The following is a 25,718-nucleotide window of genomic DNA, read 5'->3' as shown; positions in this document are numbered from 1 at the left end:
AAATTCGTGTCAAAAAAACTATTCAAGTTCATACTTAACCTTGTCCCACGGCCTTTATTGATTAGGTTGAGTTATGTGGTTCGTCCTTTGTTAGCTTATTTCCTCAAGGGAGACTCCTACACCGACCCTATTGATGGAAAGAGCTTTAAAAGCTTTTTACCCTACGGTTATGGCAACCAACGCAATAATGTACTATCGCCATCCACGCTGAGCTTAGAACGCCACCGTTTACTTTGGCTCTTTTTAAAGGATGAAACCCGTTTTTTTTCAGACAGGCTAAAAGTGCTGCATTTTGCGCCCGAACAATGTTTTTTGAAACGCTTTCGCAGCCTTAAAAATCTTGATTACACTACTACGGATTTGCTTTCACCGATTGCCGATGTGAAAGCCGATATTTGCAACCTTCCCTTTGACGACAATACATTTGACGTGATTTTCTGCAACCATGTTTTGGAACACATCCCCGACGATACTAAGGCCATGCAGGAACTCTATCGCGTGATGAAACCCGGTGGTTGGGGCATCTTTCAAATTCCGCAAGACTTAACACGCGAGGATACTTTTGAAGACAATAGCATTACCGATAAAAAGGAACGAGCTAAAATTTTTGGTCAGTACGACCATGTTCGAGTGTATGGCCGCGATTATTTTGAAAAACTACGCAACATAGGATTTAAAGTTGAAGAAGTGGATTATACCTCAAAACTTTCCACCGATTTGATGGAACGCTATTGCTTAGCAAAAGGCGAAATTATTCCTGTGGTATTTAAATAAACTCAAAACATGGAGCAACACATTTTCATAATAACTGGCGCCGAATTTGGCATGCTTGCCATAATTTTTGGTGCTTTTGGCGCACATGCGCTAAAAAAAGTTTTAAACGACGACCAACTAAAAAGTTTTGAAACCGGCGTTAAATACCAAATGTACCACGCCATTGTATTATTAATTCTCGGTTTTAATCCTGAGTTTTCATCAACAGCGATGTACTGGTGCTTCTCGCTAGGAATTGTATTGTTTTCTTTTAGTATTTACGGACTCATTTTGAGCGATGCCAAAGGAAAAAAATTGAAATTTTTAGGCCCTATTACACCTATGGGCGGCCTGCTTTTTGTTGCTGGGTGGGCTTTATTAATATTTCAAGCTTTATAAAAAACTATTCCGGAAAGCCGTTAAGAGACAGGGTTTCGAATTCCTTTTTATCATTTTCAAAAATCAAAAATACCTTTAGCTCGGGGTGCGTCTGTAAAAAGGATTTCACTCGCTCCAATCCCATGCCCTTAAATGCCGTGGCATAAGCATCGGCAACCATGCAGGTTTTGGCAATCACCGAAATACTCAGTAAATTCGTCTTACTTGGATATCCCGTTTCGGTATCGATAATGTGGGCGTAACGGTTTCCGTTTTGGTCTATTTTAAACTTTCGGTAAGTCCCCGAAGTGGCCATCGCCGCATCCTTTAGCGTTATGGCTTTTAAAATAGATTGGGTGCCATCAAAATGCGGTTGCTCGACACCTACTTTCCAGCCAGCATTTTTTTCGGGGTTAATGCCTCCCACCCTAATTTCGCCACCTATTTCAACCAAATAATTTTTTATGTCTTTGCTTTCTAAAAAATTGGCCACCACATCTACCCCGTAACCTTTGGCTATGGCATTAAAATCAATAAAAGCACCTTGTGGTTTTTCAATGGAATGCCCGTTCATTTTTACTTTATCCAACCCTACCGAAAGCATCAAACTATCTATTTTCAAACTGTCGAGATTGGCTATTTTGCCTTCGGGACCAAAATCCCACGCATTCACTACAGCGCCAATGGTGGGATCGAATGCTCCTTGAGTTTGTTTGTATATTTCTTTTGAAGTTTCAAAAACATTTTTAAAATGGGCATCTACTTCGGCCACTTCATTTCGGTTGATTTTTGAAATATCGGAATCTTCCAAATAAGTAGACATCGATTGGTTTATCACATAAAACAAACTATCGAATTGTTTTTGATAATCGATTTCAGAATCATAAATAATGGAATAATTGGTTCCGAAAACAGAGCCTAAAAGTTTGCTGTTTTTAACTTCCGTTTTGCAAGAAAGCATTAAAACTAGTAAAAATGGAAATATTAAAATTCGTTTCATAATGAATTCAAAACATTAATTTAAATGGGTTTCAATCACCTGTATACCATTGTATTCCATCAAATACTCCTCATTCATATAAATAGGTTCTTTTTCACCCTCTAAACTACCTATGCCCACGCCGGCATACAGCACTTTGGCATCTTTTTCACGGGCGTGCTTTTTAAAGGTTTCCATCCAAACCACATCGTAATTATTAGGGTTATCGGGTAAAATCACAGCCCGAACGATCACAAAATAGTACTGTTTGTTTTTATCGATACACACAAACTGCGGGTGTTTTTTCAGTTTGCTGTTAACGGCTATAAATTCAAATCCGCGTTGTTCCAAATCCTTTCCAACGTGGTTCATGGCAAGGTTGTGCAATTCTTGTTCTGTTAGAGGTCTGCCCATGGTACAAAAATATAAAAATTAACAGGGGATGATGACATTTTTAAAGTATTTCGATGTAGAAGTAAAGTGAATCTTAAAAACAAAAAAAACATGAAAACTGTGCATTTACTATTGGCCTTATGGACTCTCTCGTTTATTTCGTGCGGGCAACAAAAAGAAAACAACTTCGCTAATTATAAAGACGGTTACACCGAAAACGTACCTCATGAAAACATAAAAGAACACAAAGCCACAAATAGCATAAAGGGCTACCAAGTGATGAGCAAGCAGTTTGGCATGCCTGTTGGAACGATGCCCATCCCTAGCTCATGGCAAGTAAAAAACAATAAAAAAGAAGGGATTTTATTTGAGTCTACCGATGGTGTTATAGTATATGGCGAACGGTTTAAATCCCATTTTTACTCAAACAATCAGCAGCAAAATTATTTTGCAAAGCAGGGAGGAAGCATCGTTATGCCCCCAAAAAGCATCAGTCGGGTTATCCAAGAAGATATAAAGCCCTATGCCGAATCGCAGGGTTTGCGCTTGGTCAATCAATTTCCTATACCAGAGCTTGCACAATTTGATAAGCGATTTGACAGCTATTTGTTTAAGGGCGTTCCGGAAAACAAGCAATTTCAATGCATAGCTACAGAGTGGGAAGACCAAAACGGAGATAAATCCATAGGTATTATTCGCTATTTCACCAACCAATATACTACTTTGGGCGGTATGGATTGGGGGTACACCCTAAACTCTATGGGTGCCCCGAGCGATAAGTATAAGCAAGCTAAAAAAGACTTTATAAACTCTTTGGTGAACTTTCAAATAAACCCGCAATGGGTCCAGGCCAGCAACCAGCATTATGCCAAACTATCTGGCCAGAGTGCCGCAGCGCACCAGCAACGCATGGCCGCGATAAAAGCACAGGGCCAAGCCATTATAAACAACGGAAACACCTACAGTTCCATTATCGATAGCAACCACGAAAGTTGGAAACGCCAAAACGACATGAACAGTGCCGGCCACGCCAAAACCGTTAACAGTGGTATTTGGGAACGCAGCACCGTAACCAACCCCAATTCTGGGCAATCGTACCAAGTAGAAGGTCAGTACGACTATTATTACGGCAATAATGACGATGGATACATTGGTACAGATAACGCTTTGTACAACCCTAATTTAGACCCCAATATGAACGACCAAAACTGGACCCAATACGATATTGACAATTAATAAAATGATGACATTTTAAAACTATTTCGATGTAAATATGAATTTAATGAAACCATTTATGAAAACACTAAAAACATATCGTCTTATAGCTTTAGTTCTTCTATTATGTGCATGTAGCGCTGACAACGATAACGATGGCGTAAATTTTGCGAACGCAACCTCAAGAGAGGGCTGCCCCAATGTAACGGGACCAACGGCCGTTTATTGGGATGCCGCAAACGGTATTCCGGCGCCTTTTACCAGTATTCCTATAATGCAAGGTGCCAAAACTAGGTTTACGCACTCATTTCCCAATATAAATATGAGCTTTGACTTTCCGCAAGGCTATACAGCAACCGAAATTGCCGTACCCAATAGCGCATTTGGCGTAGATTTAAGACGGTCAAACAACAATGCCCAAAATAAAGTCTTTTTTCGTTATTATCCGGTGGTCTCATTCAACACTACCAATATAGACCAAATAAGGGCCTTTTTTATCAATGATCTTTTGGCAAACGAATATGGGTTTAACGGTATACCAACCTTAGATTGCGCAACCCCAAACCAAACCGTAGATTTTGGCGGAATTACCAGAACCGTTAGCAACAGGGCTATACGCTTTGGCAATACAAGGGCAATAATATCGGTCGCCGTTGTTCCTACGCCTTTGGGAAGTTCTGCTTCAATTTCAATTTCTGCTGGCCCCATCAATGAATACGACAGTTTGGTTATGAATGTTTTCTTTCCCATCACTTTTGAATTGTTGCTTCCCGACAGAGAAAACCTTTCAGATAGGGATAACGATGGCGTACCCGATATTTTCGACATTGCCCCAGATAATCCGAATGTAAGTTAAAAATCCAAAAAAAATAATCATGAAAGTTTTACATCTATCGAAAAGAATGGCATCAGCCTTAATTAGCGTAATCATGCTAGCCAATCTAGGCTGTAGTGAGAGCAGCCCAGATGATGAGAAGATAGACGACAGTGCTGGCCCAAAAATATATGTGGCAGGAACCAAGCCCGAAAACCAAAATACTTCGGTTGCCGAATTATGGGTAAACAACGCACCGTTGAACATCTCTAGCAATAACAACCCTGGAATTGCCAACTCGGTATTTGTTTCGGGCAATGATGCTTATGTGGCCGGTTATGAATTAAGCGGCAACAACAATATCGCTACTGTTTGGAAAAACGGTACACCAACCCAACTTACAGATGGCACGACAAACTCTACCTCTGCATCCATTTTTGTGGATGGAAATGATGTTTATGTTGCAGGCGATGAAGTAGGAAACATTGGGTTTAACGCAAGGCTATGGAAAAACGGTATTGCAACCGATCTATCTGATGGTAAGCAATCAAGGGCACGATCGGTATTTATATCAAATGGCGATGTTTATGCTGCAGGATGGCAATTACATAATATAGAATTTACCGCAGTAGTATGGAAAAATGGAGTTAGCACACCATTAACAGACAGCTCAAAATTTGCCTCAGCAACTTCTGTTTATGTCTCAAACGGCAATGTTTACGTTGGCGGATCAGAGTACAATAACGAAAGCGACAAAACATTAGTTGCCAAGATTTGGAAAAACGGTACCCCTATCAATATAACAGACGGCACTAAAAATGCACTTATTGAAGATGTTCTTGTTTCTGGGGATGATGTTTACGCAGTAGGGTGGGAAATGCTTGGTAATGCTTCTGAAGAGGTTGCTACCCTATGGAAAAATGGCGTACCTACAAGACTTACAGATGGCAGTAAAAATGCCAGGGCAAATTCTATTTTTATACATAACGACGACATATATGTTGCAGGAAGTGAACGCGGAACACAAAACGATAAAGCCATGTTATGGAAAAATGGCATAGCCACCAGTTTAACAGATGGCATGAATTTAGGACGGGCATTTTCTGTTTTTATAAAATAAACAATAAGCCCGCTTTTATACAGGTATTTTTCCTTAAATAGTTAGGGGGTGCAAACGGGGCAAAATATTCATATAAATTATTACACAGAACCTCTAGCGAAAATGAATTTAAAAACCAGAAATCATGAAAAACATTCCGTACATACTTTTAATATCCGTAGCATCGTTATATCTCTCATGCAATGAAAACAGTGATGATGATAGTGCGAAATCTGAAAATGATTGTCCTGCCAAAAACACAACAACACCACAAATTTTGGGAGAGTGGCTGTTTACAGGAACCGTTAGCGGCGGGCAACTTTTAGTAGAACATTGCGACTTAAAAACCAAACTTACCGTAACCGAAACCCAGTTTATATGGGATAATTTTTCTGGAGGCAATTGCGAAATTTTAACCGTTATTCCCACATGTTATGCTATTGAGAACGGAGAGGTATTCTTTTTTAATGAACTTGATGAAAAAAATGGATTTTCACAAAAGATAAGAACACTAAACGACAACACCTTGGTTCTTGAAAATAGGAACACAACCACGATCGTTTCAAGAGAAAACTATGAAAGGATAAAGTAGCCGCAAGTGCCAATACTTAGTAGAACAACAAAATTATATGCCGTTTAAGGCTTTGTATTTGAACGAAATCTAAATAATTGTATCTTTCCCCCAGCTATTATCTTATGGGGAAAACACTATACTTATTAAGCCAATCACAGTTAATACGAGCTATAAAAACGAACGATACCGGTTTGTTGAAACAGTTTTATGTAGCCAATTACCCAAAGGTTGAAACCTTGGTTTTAAAAAACAGCGGCACCATAGAGCATGCCAAAGACATTTACCAAGAGGCCTTTATTTTGGTGTGGACCAACGTTAATAACGGAAAATTTGTTCCGCAGAACCAAACCGCTTTACAAGGCTATTTGTACCAAATTGCAAAAAACAAATGGACAGATGTCCTAAGATCAAAAACCTTCAAACACTCCAAATACCTCGACAACAACATGTTAAGATCATTTGAAAACGAAGAAGATGACAACGAACAAGAAAACACAAAACTAGAAATGGCCATGGAAGCCTTTAAAAACTTAGGACAACCATGCAAGCAATTATTAAAGACCTTTTATTTTGAAAAGAAACCGCTACGAGATATCGCTTCAGAATTAAACATAGAAGAAGCCACCGCTAGGAACAAAAAATACCGGTGCATGGAAAAATTGCGCAACATGGTTTTTACCCCAAAAAAAGAAAAAATTGAAAAATAAAAACAATGACATATCGCAAGAACTTCTTGAAGCCATAGAACGCTACGTTAAAGGTACTATGGACTTAAAAGAACGTAAGGATTTTGACGATTACCTTAAAATAGATTCAAATTTCAGGATACAGGTTGAAGAAGTTAAAACCACGATACACGCCATTGAAAAACAAACACTTATAGAAGAACTGAATGTTTTCCACCAAGACATTGAGAACAAAAAAATAAAAAAAGACAACTATAATAAAATCAGGTTTTTAAAACTAAGCAAATGGGTGGCTGGCGCAGCCGTTGTCATTGCCCTGCTCAGCATTTGGTTTTTCAGTTCCTCTCCCAACCAAAAACTTTACACCAAATATTTTACCCCAGACCCTGGCTTGCCAACAATGATGAGCAGCACCAACAACTTCAAATTTTACGATGCTATGGTAAATTATAAACACGGTGATTATAAAAAAGCTCTCGAAAAATGGATGTTATTGGCTGAAAAGCAACCCAAAAACGATACCCTTAACTATTTTATTGGCATGGCCCATATGAACAGCAAAGATGTTACTGACGCCATTCCGTTTTTAGAAAGGACCGTTCAATCGCAAGATTCGTTCCTCCTAAAAAATGAGGCTCATCACTATTTAGGCTTAGCCTATTTAAAGGAGGGTAATATAGAACTAGCAAAAAAACACTTCAAACTATCCAAAACTGATTCCAGTAAAAAAATCATTCTTGAACTAAAAGATTAAAACCATAACCAAATGGGCAGGATATTTCCATTTTGCAAAAGCATTTTTTTTCTGGCAATATTCGTCGGCACCCTAAAAACCCATACCCAAAACGATTCCATTTCTGGCATCAAATACATTCAAAATCTCATTAAAAACGATTCACTGGCTAAGGCAAAAAAGGAGCTGGAATCGCAATTGGATGTTTACCGAGCCGAAAAAAACACAGACAGTTTAATAAAGTACATTTTCTTGGTGGGCAGCTTAAAATTGGCCAATAACCAGCACGAGGTAGCCATAAAAAATGCCGAAGCCTTTGGCGAAGAACTCAAGGCCTACAACAGCCCTTATGTAAACAAGGAGTTTTTACTCGAACTCTCGTGGATTTACGATGACGCCGGGCTTACCCAAAAAGCCTACAAAACCGTTGAGGAAGCATTTGCCATTGCACAAAACATTAAAGATCCAAAAAAAGCTTCTTTAAGTACCATTTACCATAGCCTAGGATACCTAGCTTCAAATTTGGGAGACTATGTTCTGGCAAAAAATCAATATGCCAAATCGATAAAAATCATGTTGCATTCAAAAAGCAAAGATTATTTATCGCTGCACAAAACCTACAATGCCCTTGGCGGCATGATGTGGTATTCCGCCAAGTTGGACAGTAGTTTGTATTACTTCAACAGGGCCACAAAAATGCTCGATAGTTTAGAGCAAACGCCCGATAACAAATATTACCGTAAAGCTTTGGTGCAAATGAACATAGCTGTTATCAGCCATGCTTTAGGCCATATTGAAGAAGCTATCGAATCTTCAAAAAAGGTTATCAACAACTACCAGCAATACCTCAATATATCAAACGACGAATCGGGCAAGCTGCGTGCACTAAAGCACCAATTGGCGGCCATCGATAACTTAGGCTCCTTTTACCATTCCATTGGCGAGTTTGAACGGGCCGACCAATTGATTTCGTATTCCTATCAAAAAAAGTTAAAAAACCTAGCTCATGATGATAACAACTTAACCATTTCGCTTATCATTTCGGCGCAATCTAAAATAGGACTTAGGGATTTCAACGCCGCGAATAAATTGATAGACCAAGCCATTGAAAGGATAAAAAACAGCAAAAACACCATGTTTTTCTGGAAAGCTAATGCCCTATCTACAAAAGCTTCCATTAGTCACGAATTGGGCGATAACGAAAGTGCCAAACAATTTTACGATGAAGCCTATACACTTTACAAAACATCACTTGGCAAAAACGATTACACCCGCGATTTTCTTGACGAAATCATCAACATGTCTCAGTTTTATGCAGACACCAACAATGCCAACAAAGCCATTCCTTTAGCAGAAGAAAGTTATAGATTTATAAAATCGAGTGACTTTAAAAACAGCATCCAGGAATTTCATCACATCGTAAATTTGAGCGAAGTACACTTTAAATTGGGGCAATATCAAAAAGCGGCAACCTACAGCAACCAGGCCATTACTTTTCTCGACAAACCATATTTTAGAACCAGTGGCTTTAAGGATTCGGTGCATATTCAATACCGAAAGCCCAAAGCACTGTTAATCAATGCTAAATCAAAATATTTTTTAAACAATGCCCCCACTGAAACCGACTTAAAAGCACTTTTAAAAGAAATTAATTCGGGCATTGCCATTTTGGAACAACGGAAATCGATTATCAAATCTTATGACGATTTAAGTTTACTCATTTCGGAAAACAACGAGCTCTTCGATTTTTCAAAGCAATTACTTTTAGGTTTGTTCAACCTTACTAAAAATGAAAACTACTTAAACCGACTGCTCACCATCCACGAGTCTAGCCTTTACAACCGTATTAGGGCGCGACTAAACCTAAAAAACGATTTGGCATTTGCCAATCTTCCAAATTCCATTTTGGAACGCGAAAAACACCTGCGTAATACACTAAGCTCTTCCATTGAGAATAACGACGGTAGCTTTAAACGTTTCTTTCAAGCCAACGCTAACTGGAATACCTTTTTGGATTCTTTGAAACAAAACCACCCCAAATATTACAAAATGCGTTATGCCAGTATTGAAAAACCGCTGGACAACCTAAACCAAGATATCTCCAACAACACGACGGTAATTCGCTACTTTTACATAGAAAAAAAGTTGTATGCCTTGGTTTTAACACGAAGCGCAAAAAAATTATTTCCACTCGACGATACTAAAATTGCCGAAGACATCACTCAACTTTCGGAAAACGAATTGGATTTTGAAAAAACCAGCCAAAAACTCCATCAATTACACTCTAAGTTGTGGCAACCATTTGAAGCCAGCATCTCCACCGAAAATGTGGTTATTATTCCAGATGGTATACTTTTTAACCTCAGTTTTGAAAGTTTAACTCCAACACCCGTAACTTCTTTAGATGAATTAACGAATAACTGTTTGCTAAAAAAATACATTATTTCGTATAATTACAGCTTGCTACTGTTGGGCAAAAACAAAATTACTGTTGATTACCAAAACGATTTTGTAGCCTTTGCCCCAGAGTTTACCGAAGACATGAAAAAACAGTACAGCATTGGCATAACCGATTCGGTTTCGGTAGATAAAACCTACCTCACCCTATTGCCTCAACCCTTTAGTGTCGATTTAGCAAAAGAATATTCCAGGCTTTTTAATGGTACCTCTTTTATTAATGAAAATGCTTCCAAACAGGTTTTTAAAAATGAAGCCAACGAGCATAAAATTATACACATTGGAACCCACGCCGAATCGAATAACATCACTCCGGAGCTATCACGATTGATTTTTGCCAAAAACAATACGGATGAAGACAACTCACTCTACACCTATGAAATTTATAACGAAAATCTAAATTCAAACCTAGCCATTTTAACGGCCTGCGAAACGGGAAAACCAACCTACCAAGCGGGCGAAGGCATGATATCTTTGGCGCACGCCTTTAATTATGCCGGAAGCGAAAGCATTTTAACTAGCCTTTGGAAAATTGATGAAAAAACGAGTACCGAAATCATCGAACTATTCTACAGAAACATAAAAAAGGGGATGGCAAAAGACAAAGCCTTGCAGCAAGCCAAACTCAAGTACCTAACTACTGCCCATGGACGGACTAAAGCGCCGAATTATTGGGCAGGCCTCGTGCTCATTGGAGATGCCAGCCCCATTCATTTCACACCTTATTTAAACGTTTTGTACTGGGTTTTAGGGGGAGCCATACTCCTCATTGTTGCTTTACTTTTGCTTAAACGCTTGAGAAGAAAAGCCCTGTCTGCTTAAATACTTCAGTTTGAATTCCCCAAAAGTTTCACTAAATTCCGCATGCCTTTAGCTAACTAAACCAACAATCATTGGGACATGAAAACACACCCTATATCTAAAAGACTCGGACTTTTGTTCGGTCCTTTGTTGTTTATAATCATACAATTTTTCACGCCCGAAATCATTTCTCCCCAAGCCAATTCGGTGATTGCCATGGCCTGTTGGATGATTTGTTGGTGGATTACCGAAGCGGTTTCCATTTCGGTAACTGCCCTATTGCCACTTTTTATTTTTCCGATGTTTAAGGTGATGCCCATGGACGAGGTTGGCTCCAACTACGGCAGCCCCATTGTGTTTCTTTTCTTTGGCGGATTTGTTTTAGCCTTGGCGCTTGAAAAAGTGAACCTACACAAACGGATTGCCTTAAACATCATAAAACGAACGGGCACCTCGCCCAATCGGGTTGTTTTAGGGTTTATGATAGCCACAGGATTTATGAGCATGTGGATAAGCAATACTGCCAGTACCGTTGTCATGCTGCCCATAGCCATGTCGGTTATTAAATTACTCATTGATGATGCCGACGGATTCACAAAAAATGATAAAAATTTTGCCCTTAGCGTGATGCTTGGTATTGCGTTTTCGGCCAATGCAGGAGGTATTGCTACCGTGATTGGCACACCACCCAATTCGGTATTGATTGGGTTATTGGAAAACGAATACAACATTGAGATATCCTTTGTAAAATGGATGGTTATGGGGCTTCCCTTTTCCATCATTTTAATAGCTATTATTTATTGGGTTTTAGTTAAATGGATGTTCCCAAACCACAACATGGAATTTAAAGCCTCAAAACCATTTATTGATACCGAATTGAAAAAACTGGGAAAAACCTCAAAAAAAGAACGGCACGTATTAATCATTTTCGCTTGCATTGTGTTTCTGTGGATTTTCAGAAGTCTAATCAATTCGTTACTTCCTGCTTTAGCACTTTCAGACACCATCATTAGTGTATTGGGTGCTATTGCCCTTTTCGCAATTCCTTTCAACTTAAAAACAGGCGATTTCGTACTGCAATGGCACGACACAGAAAAGCTCGCTTGGGGTATTTTAATACTATTTGGTGGTGGCTTGGCGTTAGCAAATGGCATGTCGGCCACTGGTATTGTTGATGTAGTCGCAACGGCCATTTCAAATAGCAACATCAGTGTTTTGTTGATGGCCTCTGCCCTCATCTTCTTAATGCTGTTTATGACCGAACTGATGAGCAACGTGGCACTCACCGCTGTTTTAGCTCCCGTAGTGGCAGGTATCGCCTTAGGGTTGAACATCCCCATTCTGCACCTTTTAATTCCCGTTACTATAGCCAGTAGTTGTGCTTTTATGCTTCCCATGGCGACACCCCCCAATGCCATTGTTTTTGCTAGCGGTCACGTAAAAGTGAGTCAAATGGCGAGGGTTGGCATTGTTTTGAACATCATTTCGGTATTGCTTTTAATAATTTTGTTTAATTTTGTTCTGCCTTTGATTTTTTAGGTAAGGCGGCAAAGTCGTTCTTTTTTCTTATCTTAGAAAGAAAGAAGTTATGGAAACCACCAATCGTTTTGATACCGCCATTAAAAAGCTATACAAGGCTTTTCATTCCAACACATTGAACCCCGAGTGTTGCAAGCAATGTGCCGTTGGAAACATTTTGGACCATACTGATAGTTGGAAACACCTTTCGGACGAACACGGTTCAACTAAATTGAACTATGTGGGGTTGGTACACCAAAACTTCGGACGAACCTTTAACGGTTATACCCCTCATGAACTTTTGAATGTTGAAGCCATATTTTTAAAAGCCTGTGGATACCAACTTCCGCTTCACCATAATAACAATAAGCCAATACATCCCACCGACAAAAACATTCTTTTTAAAGGATTGAGTGCTGTGGTTACTTTTCTATGTGAATTGGATGGCATTCCAAATGTCATGGATTATACCAAATTATTTGAGTTCGAACATGACCAAATGTCATTGTAAACCACAAACAATTAATAAAAACAAAAAGCCCAATACTGCTGTATTGGGCTTAATTTTATTTGTGGGATGCTGAATCAAGTTCAGTATTTATTGTCTATCCACCAAAGTCGTCGAATCTAATGTTCTCATCTGGGATACCAAAATCTTCTCCCATTTTTTGAACCGCTTTATTCATTAATGGCGGTCCACAGAAATACAATTCAATGTCTTCTGGAGCATCATGCTTGCTTAGGTAGTTATCGATCACACAATTGTGGATAAACCCAACAAACCCATCACCTTCTTCATCATGAATGTCCTTTTTCACTTTCCAGTTATCTTCTGGAAGAGGTTCAGACAATGCCAAGAAGAACTTAAAGTTAGTGAATTTACGCTCCAATTCGTAGAAATGCTCTAAGTAGAACAATTCACGCTTAGAACGTCCACCATACCAATAGGTCACTGTACGGCCTGTTTCCAATGTTTTGAATAAGTGGTATAAGTGCGAACGCATTGGCGCCATACCAGCACCACCACCAACATAAAGCATTTCGGCATCACTTTCATTAATGAAGAATTCACCGTAAGGTCCTGAAATCGTAACCTTATCTCCTGCTTTTCTTGAGAAAATATAAGATGAAGCCACCCCTGGATTTACGTCCATCCAGCCATTTTTAGCTCTGTCCCATGGCGGGGTTGCAATACGTACGTTAAGCATAATATCGCGACCTTCAGCTGGGTAAGAAGCCATAGAATAAGCACGTTCTACAATTTCATCGTTTTTCATTACCAATGGCCAAAGACCAAACTTATCCCATTCTGCTTGAAACTTATCTGGTGTTTCGTGCTCTTCTGGGTGAGCCGTAATATCGATATCAGAATATTTTATCTCGCATTGTGGAATTTCAATTTGAATATATCCACCTGCTTTGTAATTCATATCCTCTGGAATACGTACAACGAATTCCTTAATGAAAGATGCTACGTTGTAGTTACGTACCACTTCGGCTTCCCATTTTTTAATACCAAACACTTCTTCAGGAATGGTAATTTCCATATCCTGCTTTACTTTCACCTGACAAGCCAAACGGGCACCGTGCTGCAATTCTTTACGCGTAAAGTGCGGTGTTTCCGTTGGAAGTGCTTCACCACCTCCTTCAAGAACGTGGCACTCACACTGGATACACGTTCCACCACCACCACAAGCTGATGGCAAGAATATTTTCTTGTTACCTAAAGTGGAAAGTAAACTTCCACCTGATTCTACTTCTATTTCTTTTTCACCATTAATCTTAATCTTTACCGGACCAGACGGCGAAAGCTTTTGTTTTACGAACAATAGCAAAGCCACCAAAAGTAAGGTTACCGTTAAAAAAGCGGCTACGGTTGCTAAAATGGTTCCTAATGTACCTGCTGCTAATATCATATTACTCGTTTATTGTAGTGTGTTTTCAGCTAATTTGTTCTCTTCTTTTTGCTCGGTCTGCTCTACTTTTACAGTTTCGGTTTGTTCTTTTCCTTCGTCATCACCACCTGTTAACATACCACCAAAACTCATAAATCCAATCGCCATTAATCCTGTAATGATAAACGTAATCCCTAAACCTCTTAATGGAGCAGGAACGTTGGAGTAACGTATCTTTTCACGAATAGCGGCAATGGCCAAAATAGCCAAGAACCAACCGATACCAGAAGATATTCCGTAATTAAAAGCCAACCCAATGGTTTGGATTTCACGCGACTGCATAAATAAAGAACCACCTAAAATCGCACAGTTTACGGCGATAAGTGGCAAGAAGATACCTAAAGAGTTGTAAAGTGATGGAGAGAATTTCTCTACCACAATTTCAACCAACTGTACCATGGTTGCAATAGTTGCAATGAACATGATAAACGATAGGAAACTTAAATCGTAGTCGGCATACTCGGCACCTAACCACTTTAAAGCTCCAGGTTGCAATATATATTGATCTAATAGCCAGTTTACAGGAACGGTTACTGCCAATACAAAGATTACTGCAGCACCAAGCCCAACGGCTGTACTTACTTTTTTAGATACAGCAAGGTAAGAACACATCCCCAAGAATGTAGCAAATACCATGTTATCTATAAAAATCGATTTGAAAAATAACTCTATATGTTCCATATTTTATATTTTGATGAGATTCTGAATCAAGTTCAGAATGACAATTCAATTTTAATGATCTTCGATTAAGTCTTTGTTTTTACTACGCTGTACCCAAATGATGATTCCAACCACAATTAATGCCATAGGCGATAATAACATAAATCCGTTATTTTCATATCCAATAGCATACAATCCCGTTTTCTCAATAGGGTCTCCCAATACTTTGAATCCCAATAAGGTTCCAGAACCTAAAAGTTCTCTAAAGAAACCTACAATTACCAAGATGACGGCATAACCCAAAGCGTTACCGATACCATCTAAAAACGATTTCCAAGGGCCATTACCCAAAGCAAAGGCTTCAAAACGCCCCATGATGATACAGTTGGTAATAATCAAACCAATGAAAACCGAAAGTTCTTTACTTAAAGAATAAGCATAAGCTTTAAGCACCTGGTCTACAATAATAACCAAAGCTGCAACTACGGTAAGCTGAACGATAATCCTGATTTTTGATGGGATAATGTTTCGGATTAAAGAGATAACTACGTTACCCACTCCCAATACGAACAATACAGATAACGACATTACAATTGAAGCTTTCAATTGCGCCGTAATGGCCAATGCCGAACAGATACCCAATACCTGAATGGTAATAGGGTTATTATCCGCTAACGGATCTGTAATTAATTTTGTGTCTTTTTTAGAAAGTAATCCCATACGATTAATTTTTTAAAGTTTTGAAATACGGCACATACAACGACAAATCACTTTTAATCATTGCTGCCACACCATTTCCTGTAATGGTAGCCCCTGCAATAGCATCTACTTCGTTATCAGTTTTATCTTGGTTGGTTGGATCGGCATTACTTTTGGTGATTTCCACACCTTTAAAGTTACCGTTGCTGTCCAATAAGTGCTCACCAATAAAATCGTCCATAAAGAAACGCTCTTTAATATTGGCTCCCAAACCAGGTGTTTCACCTTTATGATCAAAATAAGCCCCTTGAATCACCATGTTTTCGTCCATAGCGATGTATGCCCAAACAGCATCCCAAAGTCCTTTTCCACGGATTGGAGCGATGTAGTAATTTTGTCCGTCCTTTTCACCAACGAATAATGGCAAACGCCTTTCTTCACCTTCTTTAGCTTTAGCCTGCTCTTTTTTAACGTCGATCAAAAACGCTTGATCGTTTTCCTTCACGTTAGTTCCTTCAGTAATCACCAATTGTTTTTTGATGTATTGGCTGAATAAATCGGGAGCTTTAGAAGCGTCAACAAACTGTGCGCTGCTTTCGTCGTTTTCATTTACGCCCATAGCATACAAAATGTTCTGCTGGGTTTCAATTTCTCTGTTTTTATCGATTGAAGGCCTTAAAGACGCTGCAGTGAACGCTAATAATGCTCCAACTACCAATACCATGCCTATGGCAAATATTATAGTATATGCGTTACTATCTGTTTTATTACTCATTGTATTAAGCCGTTTTAACTTTTAAACGTTTCATTCTTTTCTTCACATTACCTTGTACCACGTAGTGATCGATGGTTGGTGCAAATACGTTCATCAATAAGATGGCCAACATCACACCTTCTGGGTAAGCCGGGTTGAACACACGGATAAGTATGGAAATAAAACCAACCAAAAATCCGTAAATCCATTTTCCTTTATTGGTTTGCGAAGCCGTTACCGGATCGGTAGCCATAAATACGGTACCAAAAGCAAATCCACCAATCAATAAATGGTGCCAGAATTCAGTACTCATCAATCCGTAAAACTTACTGCTTTCAGCTATCCATCCGCTGCTTACAACGGCGTTGAAAATCAAGCCCATTACCAAAGCACCGATTACAGATGACAACATGATTCTCCAGCTTCCAATTTTGGTGAAGATTAAAAACAACCCTCCTAAAAGAATCAATAAAGTTGATGTTTCTCCTACTGAACCAGGAATAAATCCGAAGAACATATCGGCTATGGAATACCCTGCTGGATTCCCTTGCGCCAAGCTACCTAAAATGGTTTCGCCCGAAATAGCATCCAGATTGGCTCCACCGGCAATTTCCTGAGCGCGATCTACAGCTCCGTGCACCCAAACTTTATCGCCCGACATCCAAGTTGGATAAGCGAAAAATAAAAAGGCACGGATAGTCAATGCTGGGTTAAGAATGTTCATTCCTGTACCACCAAACACTTCTTTTCCAATCACCACGCCAAAGGCAACAGCAACAGCCAACATCCAAAGTGGTAAATCTACTGGTACAATTAGCGGTACTAACATACCTGTTACTAAGTAACCTTCTTCTACTTCGTGACCTTTAATTACGGCGAATAAAAATTCAATGGCCAAACCAACACCGTAGGACACAATTACTAACGGCAACACTTTGATTAAACCGATGTAAAAGGCATCCCAAGACAAGAATTCTACCGGCGCACCAATAGCCGAATAATGCTGATAACCGGCATTGAACATACCAAAAATCAAACAAGGCACCAAAGCCATGATTACGGTGTTCATGGTACGCTTTAAATCGTCAGCTGCTTTAATATGTGTACCACCATGCGTAGTTTCATCAGGCAGGAATAAGAAAGTATGCAAGGCATTAAAAGCAGGAGCCATTTTTTTGTTCCTGAACTTTCTTTTTAAAATATGTAATCTCTTTTTAAGTTCCATTATCCTATCTCTTTAAGCATTAAATCTAAGCCTTCTCTTATTATTTTTTGATGTGGTTGTTTAGATACACAAACAAATTCCGTTAAGGCAAAATCTTCTGGAGCCACCTCGTACATACCCAAAGCTTCCATTTCATCCAAATCTTTATACATACAGGCTTTTAGGATTTGCAAAGGATAGATATCCAACGGAAAAACCTCTTCATAATTTCCAGTTACCACAAAGGCCCTGTGCTCGCCATTGGTATTGGTATCCAATTCGTATTTCTTGTTTGGGTTTAACCACGAAAAGGTCATGGCTCTAGTGGTAGAAATTTTATTGAAAATCGGTTTATTCCACCCGAACAATTCGTAGTCGTCGCCTTCTGGAATCACCGATAGTGTATTGCTGTAATAATCAAGAGCGCCATCCGGTTTGATTTCCTTACCAGACAACACGTTTCCTGAAATAATACGGTCGTTGCTTCGTTTCTCAACGCCGTTATCGTAAATCATGGTTGATACTTCACTACCGATAAGGGTTTTAAAGTAACGTGGCTTTTTAACCGAAGAACCTACCAAAGCAACGATACGCTCGGCATTGAATTTCCCGGTTAATAAAAGCTCCCCAATAATCACAAGATCCTGTGGACTTACCGTCCAAACTACCTCACCTTTGTTTACAGGGTTTATTTTATTGATTTGCGTGCCCACATTCCCCGATGGGTGTGGCCCAGATACTTTGTGTAAAGTAATACCCGACAGTCCTGCCAATGGAGAATTGGCGTTTTTACCAACCGAAACGTGCACTTTACCTTCAGTTAATTTTCCAAGTGCTGTAATCGCGGCTTGCAATTCGGCTTCCTTTCCTTTTAATGTAAAGTCTAAATCGGCTGCCAATGGTGCGCTAGCGTAAGCTGAAACAAAAATAGCTTTTGGCGATTTTGCTGGATTAGCGATTACATCGTACGGACGCTGCTTAATAAACGGCCAACACCCCGACTTAAGCAAATGAGCTTTTAAATCTTCCGGTTTTGCGGCATCTAAATTAAATGCTCCGAAATCCTCAAATTCCTGCGTTTTATCCGCTTGGATTTTAATGGCATCAATACGTCTTTTTGGCCCTCTAACAATCTCAATCACTTGTCCTGAAACTGGAGATGCAAACTTCACAGCCTCGTTACTTTTGTCGTAAAACAAAACGCCCCCAGCTTTAACTGAGGAACCTTCTTTTGCAACAAGTTTGGGTGTAACGCTATGAAAATCTTCTGGTCTAACGGTGCAGTAGTTGCTGATAATCGCCTGTTCTAAGGTTTTTTCAGCTTCACCTTTAAGTTTAATGTCCAGACCTTTTTTAATACGAATGTCGTTTGACATATTTATTTTTATTGAAATTAGTTGTCTAAAAATCGGTGCAAAAATACGAATTTCTTCAGTAAAAAAACGTAATGTTCTTCAGACTTTGTTATTTGTATCCATTCTAAATAATCAATTTTCAAAAAGGAATGGATTTTGCATATCTTTACGTTTTATTACACCGATTTCCTAATGAAACAAAACCTCATCACTTCCATTTTCATAGCTATTTACTCCGTTATCGGATTTGCACAAGTGGAAGAAACCCCGCCGCCAAATTATATTAAAACCATAAATTTTAAAGGCGACACCCCCGAAACCCAATTGCCGATTTTAAGGCTGGGCGAATATTTGGTTTTGGAGTTTGATGCCCTAAACGGCAATGAAGACGATTACTACTACAAAATAGAACATTTTAATTACGATTGGACGCCGTCGGTTTTGGTCCGTTCTGAATTTATGGACGGTTTCGACAACCAACGCATCCGCGATTATGAGAACTCGTACAACACTTACCAAATCTATTCGCATTACAAACTCACCATCCCAAATAATCAAACCAGGGCATTGAAAGTTTCTGGCAACTACCTCCTATCCATTTACAACAGCAGCAACGAGTTGGTATTTTCACGGAAATTCATGATTTACGAAGACAAAGCTTCGGTTGGGGTGAGCATAAAACGCTCTCGCGACATTCAGCATATTGAAGAAAAGCAACGTGTGGATATTGTTATCACGCCAAACAATATGCAACTGAACAACCCCAAACAAACCGTAAAGGCCGTTATTGTTCAGAACAACAATTTGCACAATGTGATTTCGAACCTTAAGCCACAGTACACTATTGGCAACCAACTGATTTACAAATACGACACCGAAACCAGTTTTTGGGGCGGAAACGAGTATTTTTTCTTTGAAAATAAAGATGTGCGAGCAGCCAACACGGGCATTCAGTTTATCGACTTAAAAGATCTTTACCACAATTACCTTTACACTAACATTGTCCGTGCCAACAGACCGTACACTTACAACCCCGACATCAACGGAAACTACGTAATTTTAAACATCGATGCCGAAAACCCCAGTATTGAAGCCGATTATGTTTGGGTGCATTTTTCTTTGGAAGCCAAAGACCACTTAATTGGAAAAAACATCCATGTTTATGGTAACTTCAACAATTATATTATTGACGAATCCACTCGTTTGGAATACGACGAAAACAATCAAGTTTTCACCAAACCCATTTTATTGAAACAAGGATTCTACAACTACAAATATGTAGTGGCAAACAACGACGGCAATATTGACGAAGGTCTTATTGGCGGTAATTTCTACCAAACTGAAAACAACTACAAAGTACTGGTGTATTATCGCGATCTAGGTGCCCGATACGACCAAATTATTGGTTTAGGCGAAGGCAGCTCGGTTAATATCTCGAACTAATCGCGCATTTCAACTAATATTTTATCGGTATGCGTTAAAATTTAACGCCATCCGCTTTATTTTAGTTATTTTAGCAGCGCAAAACGCTTTGTTTATCAATAGTTAGCATGGTTCAACAAGTTACAAAAGGCATAAAAATTTCGGTGGAAACCCACTACGAAGGCTCATTTTATAAAAACTATAAAATACAGTACGCTTTTGGGTACACCATAACCATACACAACCAAAGCAAAGACACGGTACAGCTCAATGCCCGCCATTGGGAAATTATGGATGCACTTAACAATGTCGAAACCGTTTCGGGTGAAGGCGTTATCGGCAAAAAACCAGTATTGAAACCCGGCGAAACACATACTTACACCTCTGGTTGTTTACTCACTTCGCCTTTTGGAGCCATGCAAGGACACTACAGTATGGTTAATTTTACAACCACCAAAAAATTTTTAGTGGCCATCCCTACGTTTAGATTGAGTGCGCCGTTTGCTATAAATTAAGGTCGGTTTCTATAAAGGACAAAATCAGTCAACCTTTCGTTTAAACCGAAATACCCTTCCATTTTGTTTCACATGAAAAAATTTGCAGTTGGAATAATGCACGAATTCAAATTCTGAATTGTAATCAAAACCTTCGTCCTGCGCCACAAACCTATCGTGCACATCAATATTCCCATGAGGTGAAATGCGTTTATAATCAAATTCTGTGTCGTGACCGTTAGCATGTAATTCGAACCACGCACCAGCAGCAATACCGGGCAACCATTGTGCTTTTTCATGCAAGCCGTCAACAGGTTTGGGCCGTAATGTCCCCACAAAATTAACTTTATGACCTTTCAATCGATCTAAAAAACAACGGATATTTTCACTTTTTTGTGAGCCTTTAAATTCTGAAATATTACCCGTTTCCGAAACCTCATAAACCTTATTTTCAGTATTGGCCAATACCACATTTCCAACGGTACTGGGCGTAAACCATTTCGATTTTTCAAGTTTCCTTTTAATAGTATTATCGGTTGCCGAAGCAATCAAACTATCTGTAACAAAACGGGCACAGTTGCAGGCTCCTTTTATGAAAGCGGCATAGCGAATAAAGTGCTTGTTTTGCATGTTGGTGATGTGCGTTCTCGCTTTTTGATAATCAACCGCATCGCAAACCGAAGCAATCAATTTTCCGTCGCCGTGCGTCAATTTGGGATGCGTACCCAAAAAAGATAGAATGTCTTCTAAATTGATAATTTTCCCACCTTCAATAGTCGCCATTAACGGAAAATCCAATTCGTTATCGGTATCCTTTCCACGTACACGTCCGGTAGGCTCGGGCGTAATATAGCGTCCAAAATCGTGGTATTCCAAAACACCGGTTTCTTTATTTATAAGCACCAAAGCCGCATGCCCAGCCCGCAAATAATTCTTTTTGCCAATACCGAAGAAACGTAAAAACGGTGAAAACCATTCTTTGGAAACCATAACAATCGTTTCCGGATATGCTAAGGTTAAAATGATGCCAGTATTATTCATTTACGGTTTGTGGTAAATTGAAGATGACTGAAGACAATGTACTTTTTTGGAGGTTTTCATAGCGCATGCTTACCTTTTGGTCTATTTTTTCAACTTGGGTGATGCTCGTGGTTTTTACAAAACCTCGGTCCATAATCACACCAAAATCACTATTGCCGCAACCTGCGGTTTTATGGAATTGCAACAGCGTCTCGGCATTTAATGCGTGCTCCGATTTAAAATCTCGAAACCATTTTAACCGTTCCGCTTTCATTTCTGGTAAATATAAAGTGGACGACGACCAAATGTGAGCTTCCAAAGGTAATTGGGTAATGTGTTTTTGGTTTCCGTCCCAAACCCATTCCATAAATTTTAAACCGTTGTTCCAATCGGCAATCACCATGGTAAAGGGTTCCACATCTGTTAAATCATGATGCTCTATACTTTCCAAAACAGCATCGGCAGCCAATATATCTTTGGTAATAACGCCTCTGCTTTTTCCGTAGCTGGATTTCCGTTCGTGGTATTCAAAACCACCATTCAGCACACACACTACCCGCTGCTTTTCGCTTACGCCAACCCACGTGCCTCCGGCCATTTCATCCTTGGGGAATAAAAGCTTGGTATTTCCATGGTTATAAAAATCGGGGTCGAGCGATACTCTATTGGGTGCTTCGTCCCTATTGGTGGTCAAAACAAAGTCGTTGTTATTCTGCGGAACAATCGTAACAGTACACATAAAACCAGTAGTCTTAAATCAGATAGCCAACTTACAAAAATTCTGGAAACTTTAACGCCGATTTAGCAACCCGCACCCTTATTTATCATTTGAAAATTACTAGCTTTGTTACACATTCACTGAATTTTTAATAACAAAAACTGCAAAACTATGGGAAAAGGCTTTTTTAATGTACCAATTGCCGTAAACGAACCTGTAAAATCTTATGCGCCAGGAACGCCAGAACGTACTGCTGTTTTAGAAGCATATAAAACCATGTACAACAGCAAGATAGAAATACCATTGTACATTAACGGGAAATACGTTTCTACGGGCAATACTAAGCCTATTTCGCCTCCCCACGACCATCAACATATAGTTGGCAGTTACCATTTGGCAGAAAAGCACCATGTGGAAGACGCTATTGCTACGGCTCTGGAAGCCCGAAAAAAATGGAGCAAAATACCGTGGGAACAACGTGCGGGCATCTTTTTAAAGGCTGCCGAACTGGTTGCCGGCCCTTACCGCGCCAAAATAAATGCCGCCACCATGATGGGGCAATCTAAAAACATACATCAAGCTGAAATCGATTCGGCTTGCGAATTGGTCGATTTTCTGCGTTTCAACGTGCAGTACATGACCGACATTTACATGGAACAGCCCGAAAGCACCAGCGATGCTTGGAACCGTGTGGAGTACCGCCCCTTGGAAGGCTTCACATACGCAGTAACCCCTTTCAATTTTACGGCTATTGCCGGAAACCTACCCTCGTGCATGGCCTTAATGGGCAATGTGGTGGTTTGGAAACCCAGCGACAGCCAAGTGTATTCAGCCAAGGTAATCATGGATATTTTTGAGGAAGCCGGCGTGCCACCAGGAGTGATTAACGTGGTATTTGGCGACCCCGAAATGATCAGTAACACCGTATTGTCGAGCCCCGATTTTTCTGGTTTGCACTTTACGGGTTCTACTTTTGTATTCAAGGAACTTTGGAAACAAATAGGAAACAACATCCACAATTATAAAACCTACCCACGTATTGTGGGCGAAACCGGAGGAAAGGATTTCATAATAGCCCATAATTCGGCCGTGCCAAAGCAAGTATCGACCGCGCTTTCGCGTGGTGCGTTCGAATTCCAAGGCCAAAAATGTAGTGCGGCCTCCCGTGCCTACATCCCGAAAAGTATTTGGGGTGATGTAAAAAAATATCTTTTGGAAGATGTGAAATCATTTAAAATAGGCTCACCAGAAGATATGGACAACTTTATTACGGCTGTAATCCACGAAGGCTCGTTCGATAAATTGGCGAAGTACATCGACGCGGCCAAAAATGACAATGAAGCCGAAATCATTGCCGGCGGAAACTACGATAAAAGCAAAGGCTATTTTGTGGAGCCTACCGTAATCGTTACACAAGATCCTAAATACACCACCATGTGCACCGAGCTATTCGGCCCTGTGTTGACCATTTATGTGTATGAAGACGACGCTTACGCGGAAACCTTAAAACTGGTTGACGAAACCAGCGATTATGGCTTAACGGGAGCTATTTTGTCCACCGACCGATACGCCATTACCGAGGCTACCGACGCCCTGCAAAACAGCGCCGGAAACTTTTATATTAACGATAAGTGTACCGGAGCCGTTGTGGGCCAACAACCGTTTGGAGGCGCCAGAGCATCGGGTACCAACGATAAAGCCGGTAGCGCACAAAACCTCATGCGTTGGGTATCGCCAAGGTTGATTAAGGAAACCTTTGTAACCCCAACCGATTACCGCTATCCGTTTTTAGGGGAATAACCATGCCTTATCATCCCGATAGCCATCGGGAAGGAAACTTTCATAACTATAAAAAACAGGCTGCACATTTTGCAGCCTGTTTTTTTTTGAAGCTTTTTAGATTGTAATATTTTTAGCTATTTCAACTACTAATATTTTATATTAATCCGAAAAAAACATCTTAGCATAAACGCCATGGTATTTATTCAATTGTTATGTGTAACCTGAATCGCTATGCTGCATTATTATAAAATGAAACGCTCAATAAGCAATCTTATTAATCATTAACTTGATTTTAAAGATTCCTTCACTTTGTTCGGAATGACGATTTCACTTTTTAAACCGTCTTTTTTCGTTTTAAACCACTCCAATATTTTAAAACGAAAACACTTATATTTGTGTTAATGACGCCAAGCTCCGTTAGCATATCGCCCATTAGCCACACAGAAACCCCAAAACAAAAACCGGGCTACTCTGTGGTGTGTTGGGTTAAAAATGAAATTGACGGCATCGGAATTAACGGTGCTTTTCATAAAAACGTGTCCGATGCCGTATTCTTTATCGACTCCAAACACCAATGGCGTCTCTCCATCCAAAACACAAATGTTTCTGGTTACGTACTTTATTTAAGCGAAGCCGTGTTGAACCAGCCCACATTGAGTAATCTGCACATTAACAAAGTACGCTTATTTAGCAGTGACAACACCCCGATGTTTAAGCTCAGCCCAGGTATTGAAAAGCGTACACAGTCCATTTTAGAAATGATCGACGAACTTTTGGGCTCGCACCTCAACCATAAAGACGAAGCCATCCTTTCGTTGCTCAACACCTTTTTTATTTATTGCGACGGACAATGCAACATTAAAACGATGGTACACGACAACAGCTCGAAAGCCAATATTGTTTACAGTTTTAAAAAACTGGCGGACCAGCATATTTTCAACTATCACGAGGTGGGCGATTACGCCAAAATGCTCAACATTACACCAAAATACCTCAACGAATGCGTTAAGGAAGTACTGCAAGTGAGTTCTAAAAGTATTTTAATAGAACAGTTGCTCATGCGCTCTAGGCACGCGCTAAAATTTTCGAACAAAACCATAAAGGAAATCAGTTTTGAATTGGGGTTTTCGTCACCCGACTATTTCAGTGCCTTCTTTAAAACCCAAACAGGCATACCACCTTCCGAAATCCGAAAAGCCTAAGCCAAAACAAAATCTAAGGTTTTACGGCACTTTTCACATTGTGCCACTTTCAT

General features: G+C 39.7%; 25 protein-coding genes. 15 read left to right on the top strand and 10 right to left on the bottom strand.

Features of this window, described 5'->3' with window-relative positions; all coding sequences use genetic code 11:
* The first annotated feature begins 6 nt into the window (after positions 1-6).
* Entirely contained in the window at positions 7-774 is a 768-nt protein-coding gene (locus HC176_RS03365) for a methyltransferase domain-containing protein (protein ID WP_167916780.1), read from the top strand.
* A 9-nt stretch (positions 775-783) separates the two neighbouring features.
* On the top strand, positions 784-1,152 hold the full coding sequence (locus HC176_RS03360) for a DUF423 domain-containing protein (protein ID WP_167916779.1): 369 nt from the start codon (positions 784-786) through the stop codon (positions 1,150-1,152).
* A gap of 4 nt (positions 1,153-1,156) precedes the next feature.
* On the opposite strand, the gene HC176_RS03355 is transcribed toward HC176_RS03360, so the two are convergent.
* Positions 1,157-2,131: an FAD:protein FMN transferase gene (locus HC176_RS03355; RefSeq protein ID WP_167916778.1), complete on the bottom strand. Its 975-nt coding sequence runs from the start codon at positions 2,129-2,131 to the stop codon at positions 1,157-1,159.
* A 15-nt stretch (positions 2,132-2,146) separates the two neighbouring features.
* A complete protein-coding gene (locus HC176_RS03350) occupies positions 2,147-2,524 on the bottom strand; it encodes a Na(+)-translocating NADH-quinone reductase subunit F (RefSeq protein ID WP_167916777.1) in 378 nt (125 codons plus the stop codon).
* A 90-nt stretch (positions 2,525-2,614) separates the two neighbouring features.
* Between HC176_RS03350 and HC176_RS03345 the strand changes: the two genes are divergently transcribed.
* The 9 genes from HC176_RS03345 to HC176_RS03305 all read left to right on the top strand — a co-directional run bounded on the left by HC176_RS03345 (position 2,615) and on the right by HC176_RS03305 (position 12,911).
* Positions 2,615-3,739, top strand: a complete 1,125-nt coding sequence (locus tag HC176_RS03345) for a hypothetical protein (protein ID WP_167916776.1) — start codon at positions 2,615-2,617, stop codon at positions 3,737-3,739.
* A gap of 58 nt (positions 3,740-3,797) precedes the next feature.
* Entirely contained in the window at positions 3,798-4,574 is a 777-nt protein-coding gene (locus tag HC176_RS03340; protein ID WP_167916775.1) for a hypothetical protein, read from the top strand.
* A 19-nt stretch (positions 4,575-4,593) separates the two neighbouring features.
* Positions 4,594-5,652 carry a Kelch repeat-containing protein gene (locus HC176_RS03335; protein WP_167916774.1) on the top strand — a complete coding sequence of 353 codons (1,059 nt, stop codon included), beginning with the start codon at positions 4,594-4,596 and terminating at the stop codon, positions 5,650-5,652.
* A 124-nt stretch (positions 5,653-5,776) separates the two neighbouring features.
* Positions 5,777-6,223: a hypothetical protein gene (locus HC176_RS03330; protein WP_167916773.1), complete on the top strand. Its 447-nt coding sequence runs from the start codon at positions 5,777-5,779 to the stop codon at positions 6,221-6,223.
* 104 nt (positions 6,224-6,327) lie between these two features.
* Positions 6,328-6,912, top strand: coding sequence for an RNA polymerase sigma factor (locus HC176_RS03325; protein ID WP_167916772.1), 585 nt, complete (start codon positions 6,328-6,330; stop codon positions 6,910-6,912).
* Positions 6,902-7,645 carry a tetratricopeptide repeat protein gene (locus HC176_RS03320; RefSeq protein ID WP_167916771.1) on the top strand — a complete coding sequence of 248 codons (744 nt, stop codon included), beginning with the start codon at positions 6,902-6,904 and terminating at the stop codon, positions 7,643-7,645. The genes HC176_RS03325 and HC176_RS03320 overlap by 11 nt, the downstream gene beginning before the upstream one ends.
* Before the next feature lie 12 nt (positions 7,646-7,657).
* The gene (locus HC176_RS03315; RefSeq protein ID WP_167916770.1) at positions 7,658-10,903 is read left to right on the top strand and encodes a CHAT domain-containing protein; all 3,246 of its coding nucleotides are present in this window, start codon (positions 7,658-7,660) and stop codon (positions 10,901-10,903) included.
* Between the two features lie 78 nt (positions 10,904-10,981).
* Positions 10,982-12,421, top strand: coding sequence for an SLC13 family permease (locus tag HC176_RS03310; RefSeq protein WP_167916769.1), 1,440 nt, complete (start codon positions 10,982-10,984; stop codon positions 12,419-12,421).
* A gap of 49 nt (positions 12,422-12,470) precedes the next feature.
* The gene (locus HC176_RS03305) at positions 12,471-12,911 is read left to right on the top strand and encodes a Na(+)-translocating NADH-quinone reductase subunit F (RefSeq protein ID WP_167916768.1); all 441 of its coding nucleotides are present in this window, start codon (positions 12,471-12,473) and stop codon (positions 12,909-12,911) included.
* A 94-nt stretch (positions 12,912-13,005) separates the two neighbouring features.
* Here the strand turns inward: HC176_RS03305 and nqrF are convergent, their stop codons facing one another.
* From nqrF to HC176_RS03275, 6 genes are read right to left on the bottom strand one after another with little or no spacing between them, the layout of a single operon-like run.
* Complete coding sequence (gene nqrF / locus HC176_RS03300; protein WP_167916767.1) at positions 13,006-14,316, bottom strand: NADH:ubiquinone reductase (Na(+)-transporting) subunit F; 1,311 nt, start codon at positions 14,314-14,316, stop codon at positions 13,006-13,008.
* A gap of 9 nt (positions 14,317-14,325) precedes the next feature.
* Positions 14,326-15,036, bottom strand: coding sequence for an NADH:ubiquinone reductase (Na(+)-transporting) subunit E (nqrE, locus tag HC176_RS03295; RefSeq protein WP_167916766.1), 711 nt, complete (start codon positions 15,034-15,036; stop codon positions 14,326-14,328).
* Between the two features lie 51 nt (positions 15,037-15,087).
* Positions 15,088-15,735, bottom strand: coding sequence for an NADH:ubiquinone reductase (Na(+)-transporting) subunit D (locus tag HC176_RS03290; protein ID WP_167916765.1), 648 nt, complete (start codon positions 15,733-15,735; stop codon positions 15,088-15,090).
* A gap of 4 nt (positions 15,736-15,739) precedes the next feature.
* Positions 15,740-16,489, bottom strand: a complete 750-nt coding sequence (locus HC176_RS03285; RefSeq protein WP_167916764.1) for a Na(+)-translocating NADH-quinone reductase subunit C — start codon at positions 16,487-16,489, stop codon at positions 15,740-15,742.
* A gap of 4 nt (positions 16,490-16,493) precedes the next feature.
* Entirely contained in the window at positions 16,494-17,693 is a 1,200-nt protein-coding gene (locus HC176_RS03280) for an NADH:ubiquinone reductase (Na(+)-transporting) subunit B (protein ID WP_167916763.1), read from the bottom strand.
* A complete protein-coding gene (locus HC176_RS03275; RefSeq protein WP_167916762.1) occupies positions 17,693-19,048 on the bottom strand; it encodes a Na(+)-translocating NADH-quinone reductase subunit A in 1,356 nt (451 codons plus the stop codon). Before HC176_RS03275 ends, HC176_RS03280 begins: the two co-directional genes overlap by 1 nt.
* Before the next feature lie 171 nt (positions 19,049-19,219).
* Here HC176_RS03275 and HC176_RS03270 point away from each other — a divergent pair, with 171 nt between their 5' ends.
* Entirely contained in the window at positions 19,220-20,470 is a 1,251-nt protein-coding gene (locus HC176_RS03270; protein WP_167916761.1) for a type IX secretion system plug protein, read from the top strand.
* 107 nt (positions 20,471-20,577) lie between these two features.
* Entirely contained in the window at positions 20,578-20,964 is a 387-nt protein-coding gene (apaG, locus tag HC176_RS03265) for a Co2+/Mg2+ efflux protein ApaG (RefSeq protein WP_167916760.1), read from the top strand.
* Between the two features lie 24 nt (positions 20,965-20,988).
* Here the strand turns inward: apaG and HC176_RS03260 are convergent, their stop codons facing one another.
* Together HC176_RS03260 and HC176_RS03255 are read right to left on the bottom strand one after the other, a co-directional pair.
* On the bottom strand, positions 20,989-21,984 hold the full coding sequence (locus tag HC176_RS03260; RefSeq protein ID WP_167916759.1) for a DUF6695 family protein: 996 nt from the start codon (positions 21,982-21,984) through the stop codon (positions 20,989-20,991).
* Positions 21,977-22,702, bottom strand: coding sequence for an NRDE family protein (locus HC176_RS03255; protein ID WP_167916758.1), 726 nt, complete (start codon positions 22,700-22,702; stop codon positions 21,977-21,979). The genes HC176_RS03260 and HC176_RS03255 overlap by 8 nt, the downstream gene beginning before the upstream one ends.
* Positions 22,703-22,852: 150 nt before the next feature.
* Here HC176_RS03255 and pruA point away from each other — a divergent pair, with 150 nt between their 5' ends.
* A complete protein-coding gene (gene pruA / locus HC176_RS03250; RefSeq protein ID WP_167916757.1) occupies positions 22,853-24,481 on the top strand; it encodes an L-glutamate gamma-semialdehyde dehydrogenase in 1,629 nt (542 codons plus the stop codon).
* A 383-nt stretch (positions 24,482-24,864) separates the two neighbouring features.
* Entirely contained in the window at positions 24,865-25,665 is an 801-nt protein-coding gene (locus HC176_RS03245) for a helix-turn-helix domain-containing protein (RefSeq protein ID WP_167916756.1), read from the top strand.
* The last annotated feature ends 53 nt before the right edge of the window (positions 25,666-25,718 follow it).

This window comes from Tamlana crocina, from assembly GCF_012037625.1.
This window is presented reverse-complemented; position numbering and strand designations above follow the sequence as displayed.

Excerpts from the sequence above, each read along its gene's own strand:
- HC176_RS03360 (WP_167916779.1), top strand. The coding sequence starts at position 784 with ATGGAGCAACACATTTTCATAATAACTGGCGCCGAATTTGGCATGCTT.
- HC176_RS03355 (WP_167916778.1), bottom strand. The coding sequence starts at position 2,131 with ATGAAACGAATTTTAATATTTCCATTTTTACTAGTTTTAATGCTTTCT.
- HC176_RS03350 (WP_167916777.1), bottom strand. The coding sequence starts at position 2,524 with ATGGGCAGACCTCTAACAGAACAAGAATTGCACAACCTTGCCATGAAC.
- HC176_RS03345 (WP_167916776.1), top strand. The coding sequence starts at position 2,615 with ATGAAAACTGTGCATTTACTATTGGCCTTATGGACTCTCTCGTTTATT.
- HC176_RS03340 (WP_167916775.1), top strand. The coding sequence starts at position 3,798 with ATGAAAACACTAAAAACATATCGTCTTATAGCTTTAGTTCTTCTATTA.
- HC176_RS03335 (WP_167916774.1), top strand. The coding sequence starts at position 4,594 with ATGAAAGTTTTACATCTATCGAAAAGAATGGCATCAGCCTTAATTAGC.
- HC176_RS03330 (WP_167916773.1), top strand. The coding sequence starts at position 5,777 with ATGAAAAACATTCCGTACATACTTTTAATATCCGTAGCATCGTTATAT.
- HC176_RS03325 (WP_167916772.1), top strand. The coding sequence starts at position 6,328 with ATGGGGAAAACACTATACTTATTAAGCCAATCACAGTTAATACGAGCT.
- HC176_RS03315 (WP_167916770.1), top strand. The coding sequence starts at position 7,658 with ATGGGCAGGATATTTCCATTTTGCAAAAGCATTTTTTTTCTGGCAATA.
- HC176_RS03310 (WP_167916769.1), top strand. The coding sequence starts at position 10,982 with ATGAAAACACACCCTATATCTAAAAGACTCGGACTTTTGTTCGGTCCT.
- HC176_RS03305 (WP_167916768.1), top strand. The coding sequence starts at position 12,471 with ATGGAAACCACCAATCGTTTTGATACCGCCATTAAAAAGCTATACAAG.
- nqrF (WP_167916767.1), bottom strand. The coding sequence starts at position 14,316 with ATGATATTAGCAGCAGGTACATTAGGAACCATTTTAGCAACCGTAGCC.
- nqrE (WP_167916766.1), bottom strand. The coding sequence starts at position 15,036 with ATGGAACATATAGAGTTATTTTTCAAATCGATTTTTATAGATAACATG.
- HC176_RS03290 (WP_167916765.1), bottom strand. The coding sequence starts at position 15,735 with ATGGGATTACTTTCTAAAAAAGACACAAAATTAATTACAGATCCGTTA.
- HC176_RS03285 (WP_167916764.1), bottom strand. The coding sequence starts at position 16,489 with ATGAGTAATAAAACAGATAGTAACGCATATACTATAATATTTGCCATA.
- HC176_RS03280 (WP_167916763.1), bottom strand. The coding sequence starts at position 17,693 with ATGGAACTTAAAAAGAGATTACATATTTTAAAAAGAAAGTTCAGGAAC.
- HC176_RS03275 (WP_167916762.1), bottom strand. The coding sequence starts at position 19,048 with ATGTCAAACGACATTCGTATTAAAAAAGGTCTGGACATTAAACTTAAA.
- HC176_RS03270 (WP_167916761.1), top strand. The coding sequence starts at position 19,220 with ATGAAACAAAACCTCATCACTTCCATTTTCATAGCTATTTACTCCGTT.
- apaG (WP_167916760.1), top strand. The coding sequence starts at position 20,578 with ATGGTTCAACAAGTTACAAAAGGCATAAAAATTTCGGTGGAAACCCAC.
- HC176_RS03260 (WP_167916759.1), bottom strand. The coding sequence starts at position 21,984 with ATGAATAATACTGGCATCATTTTAACCTTAGCATATCCGGAAACGATT.
- HC176_RS03255 (WP_167916758.1), bottom strand. The coding sequence starts at position 22,702 with ATGTGTACTGTTACGATTGTTCCGCAGAATAACAACGACTTTGTTTTG.
- pruA (WP_167916757.1), top strand. The coding sequence starts at position 22,853 with ATGGGAAAAGGCTTTTTTAATGTACCAATTGCCGTAAACGAACCTGTA.
- HC176_RS03245 (WP_167916756.1), top strand. The coding sequence starts at position 24,865 with ATGACGCCAAGCTCCGTTAGCATATCGCCCATTAGCCACACAGAAACC.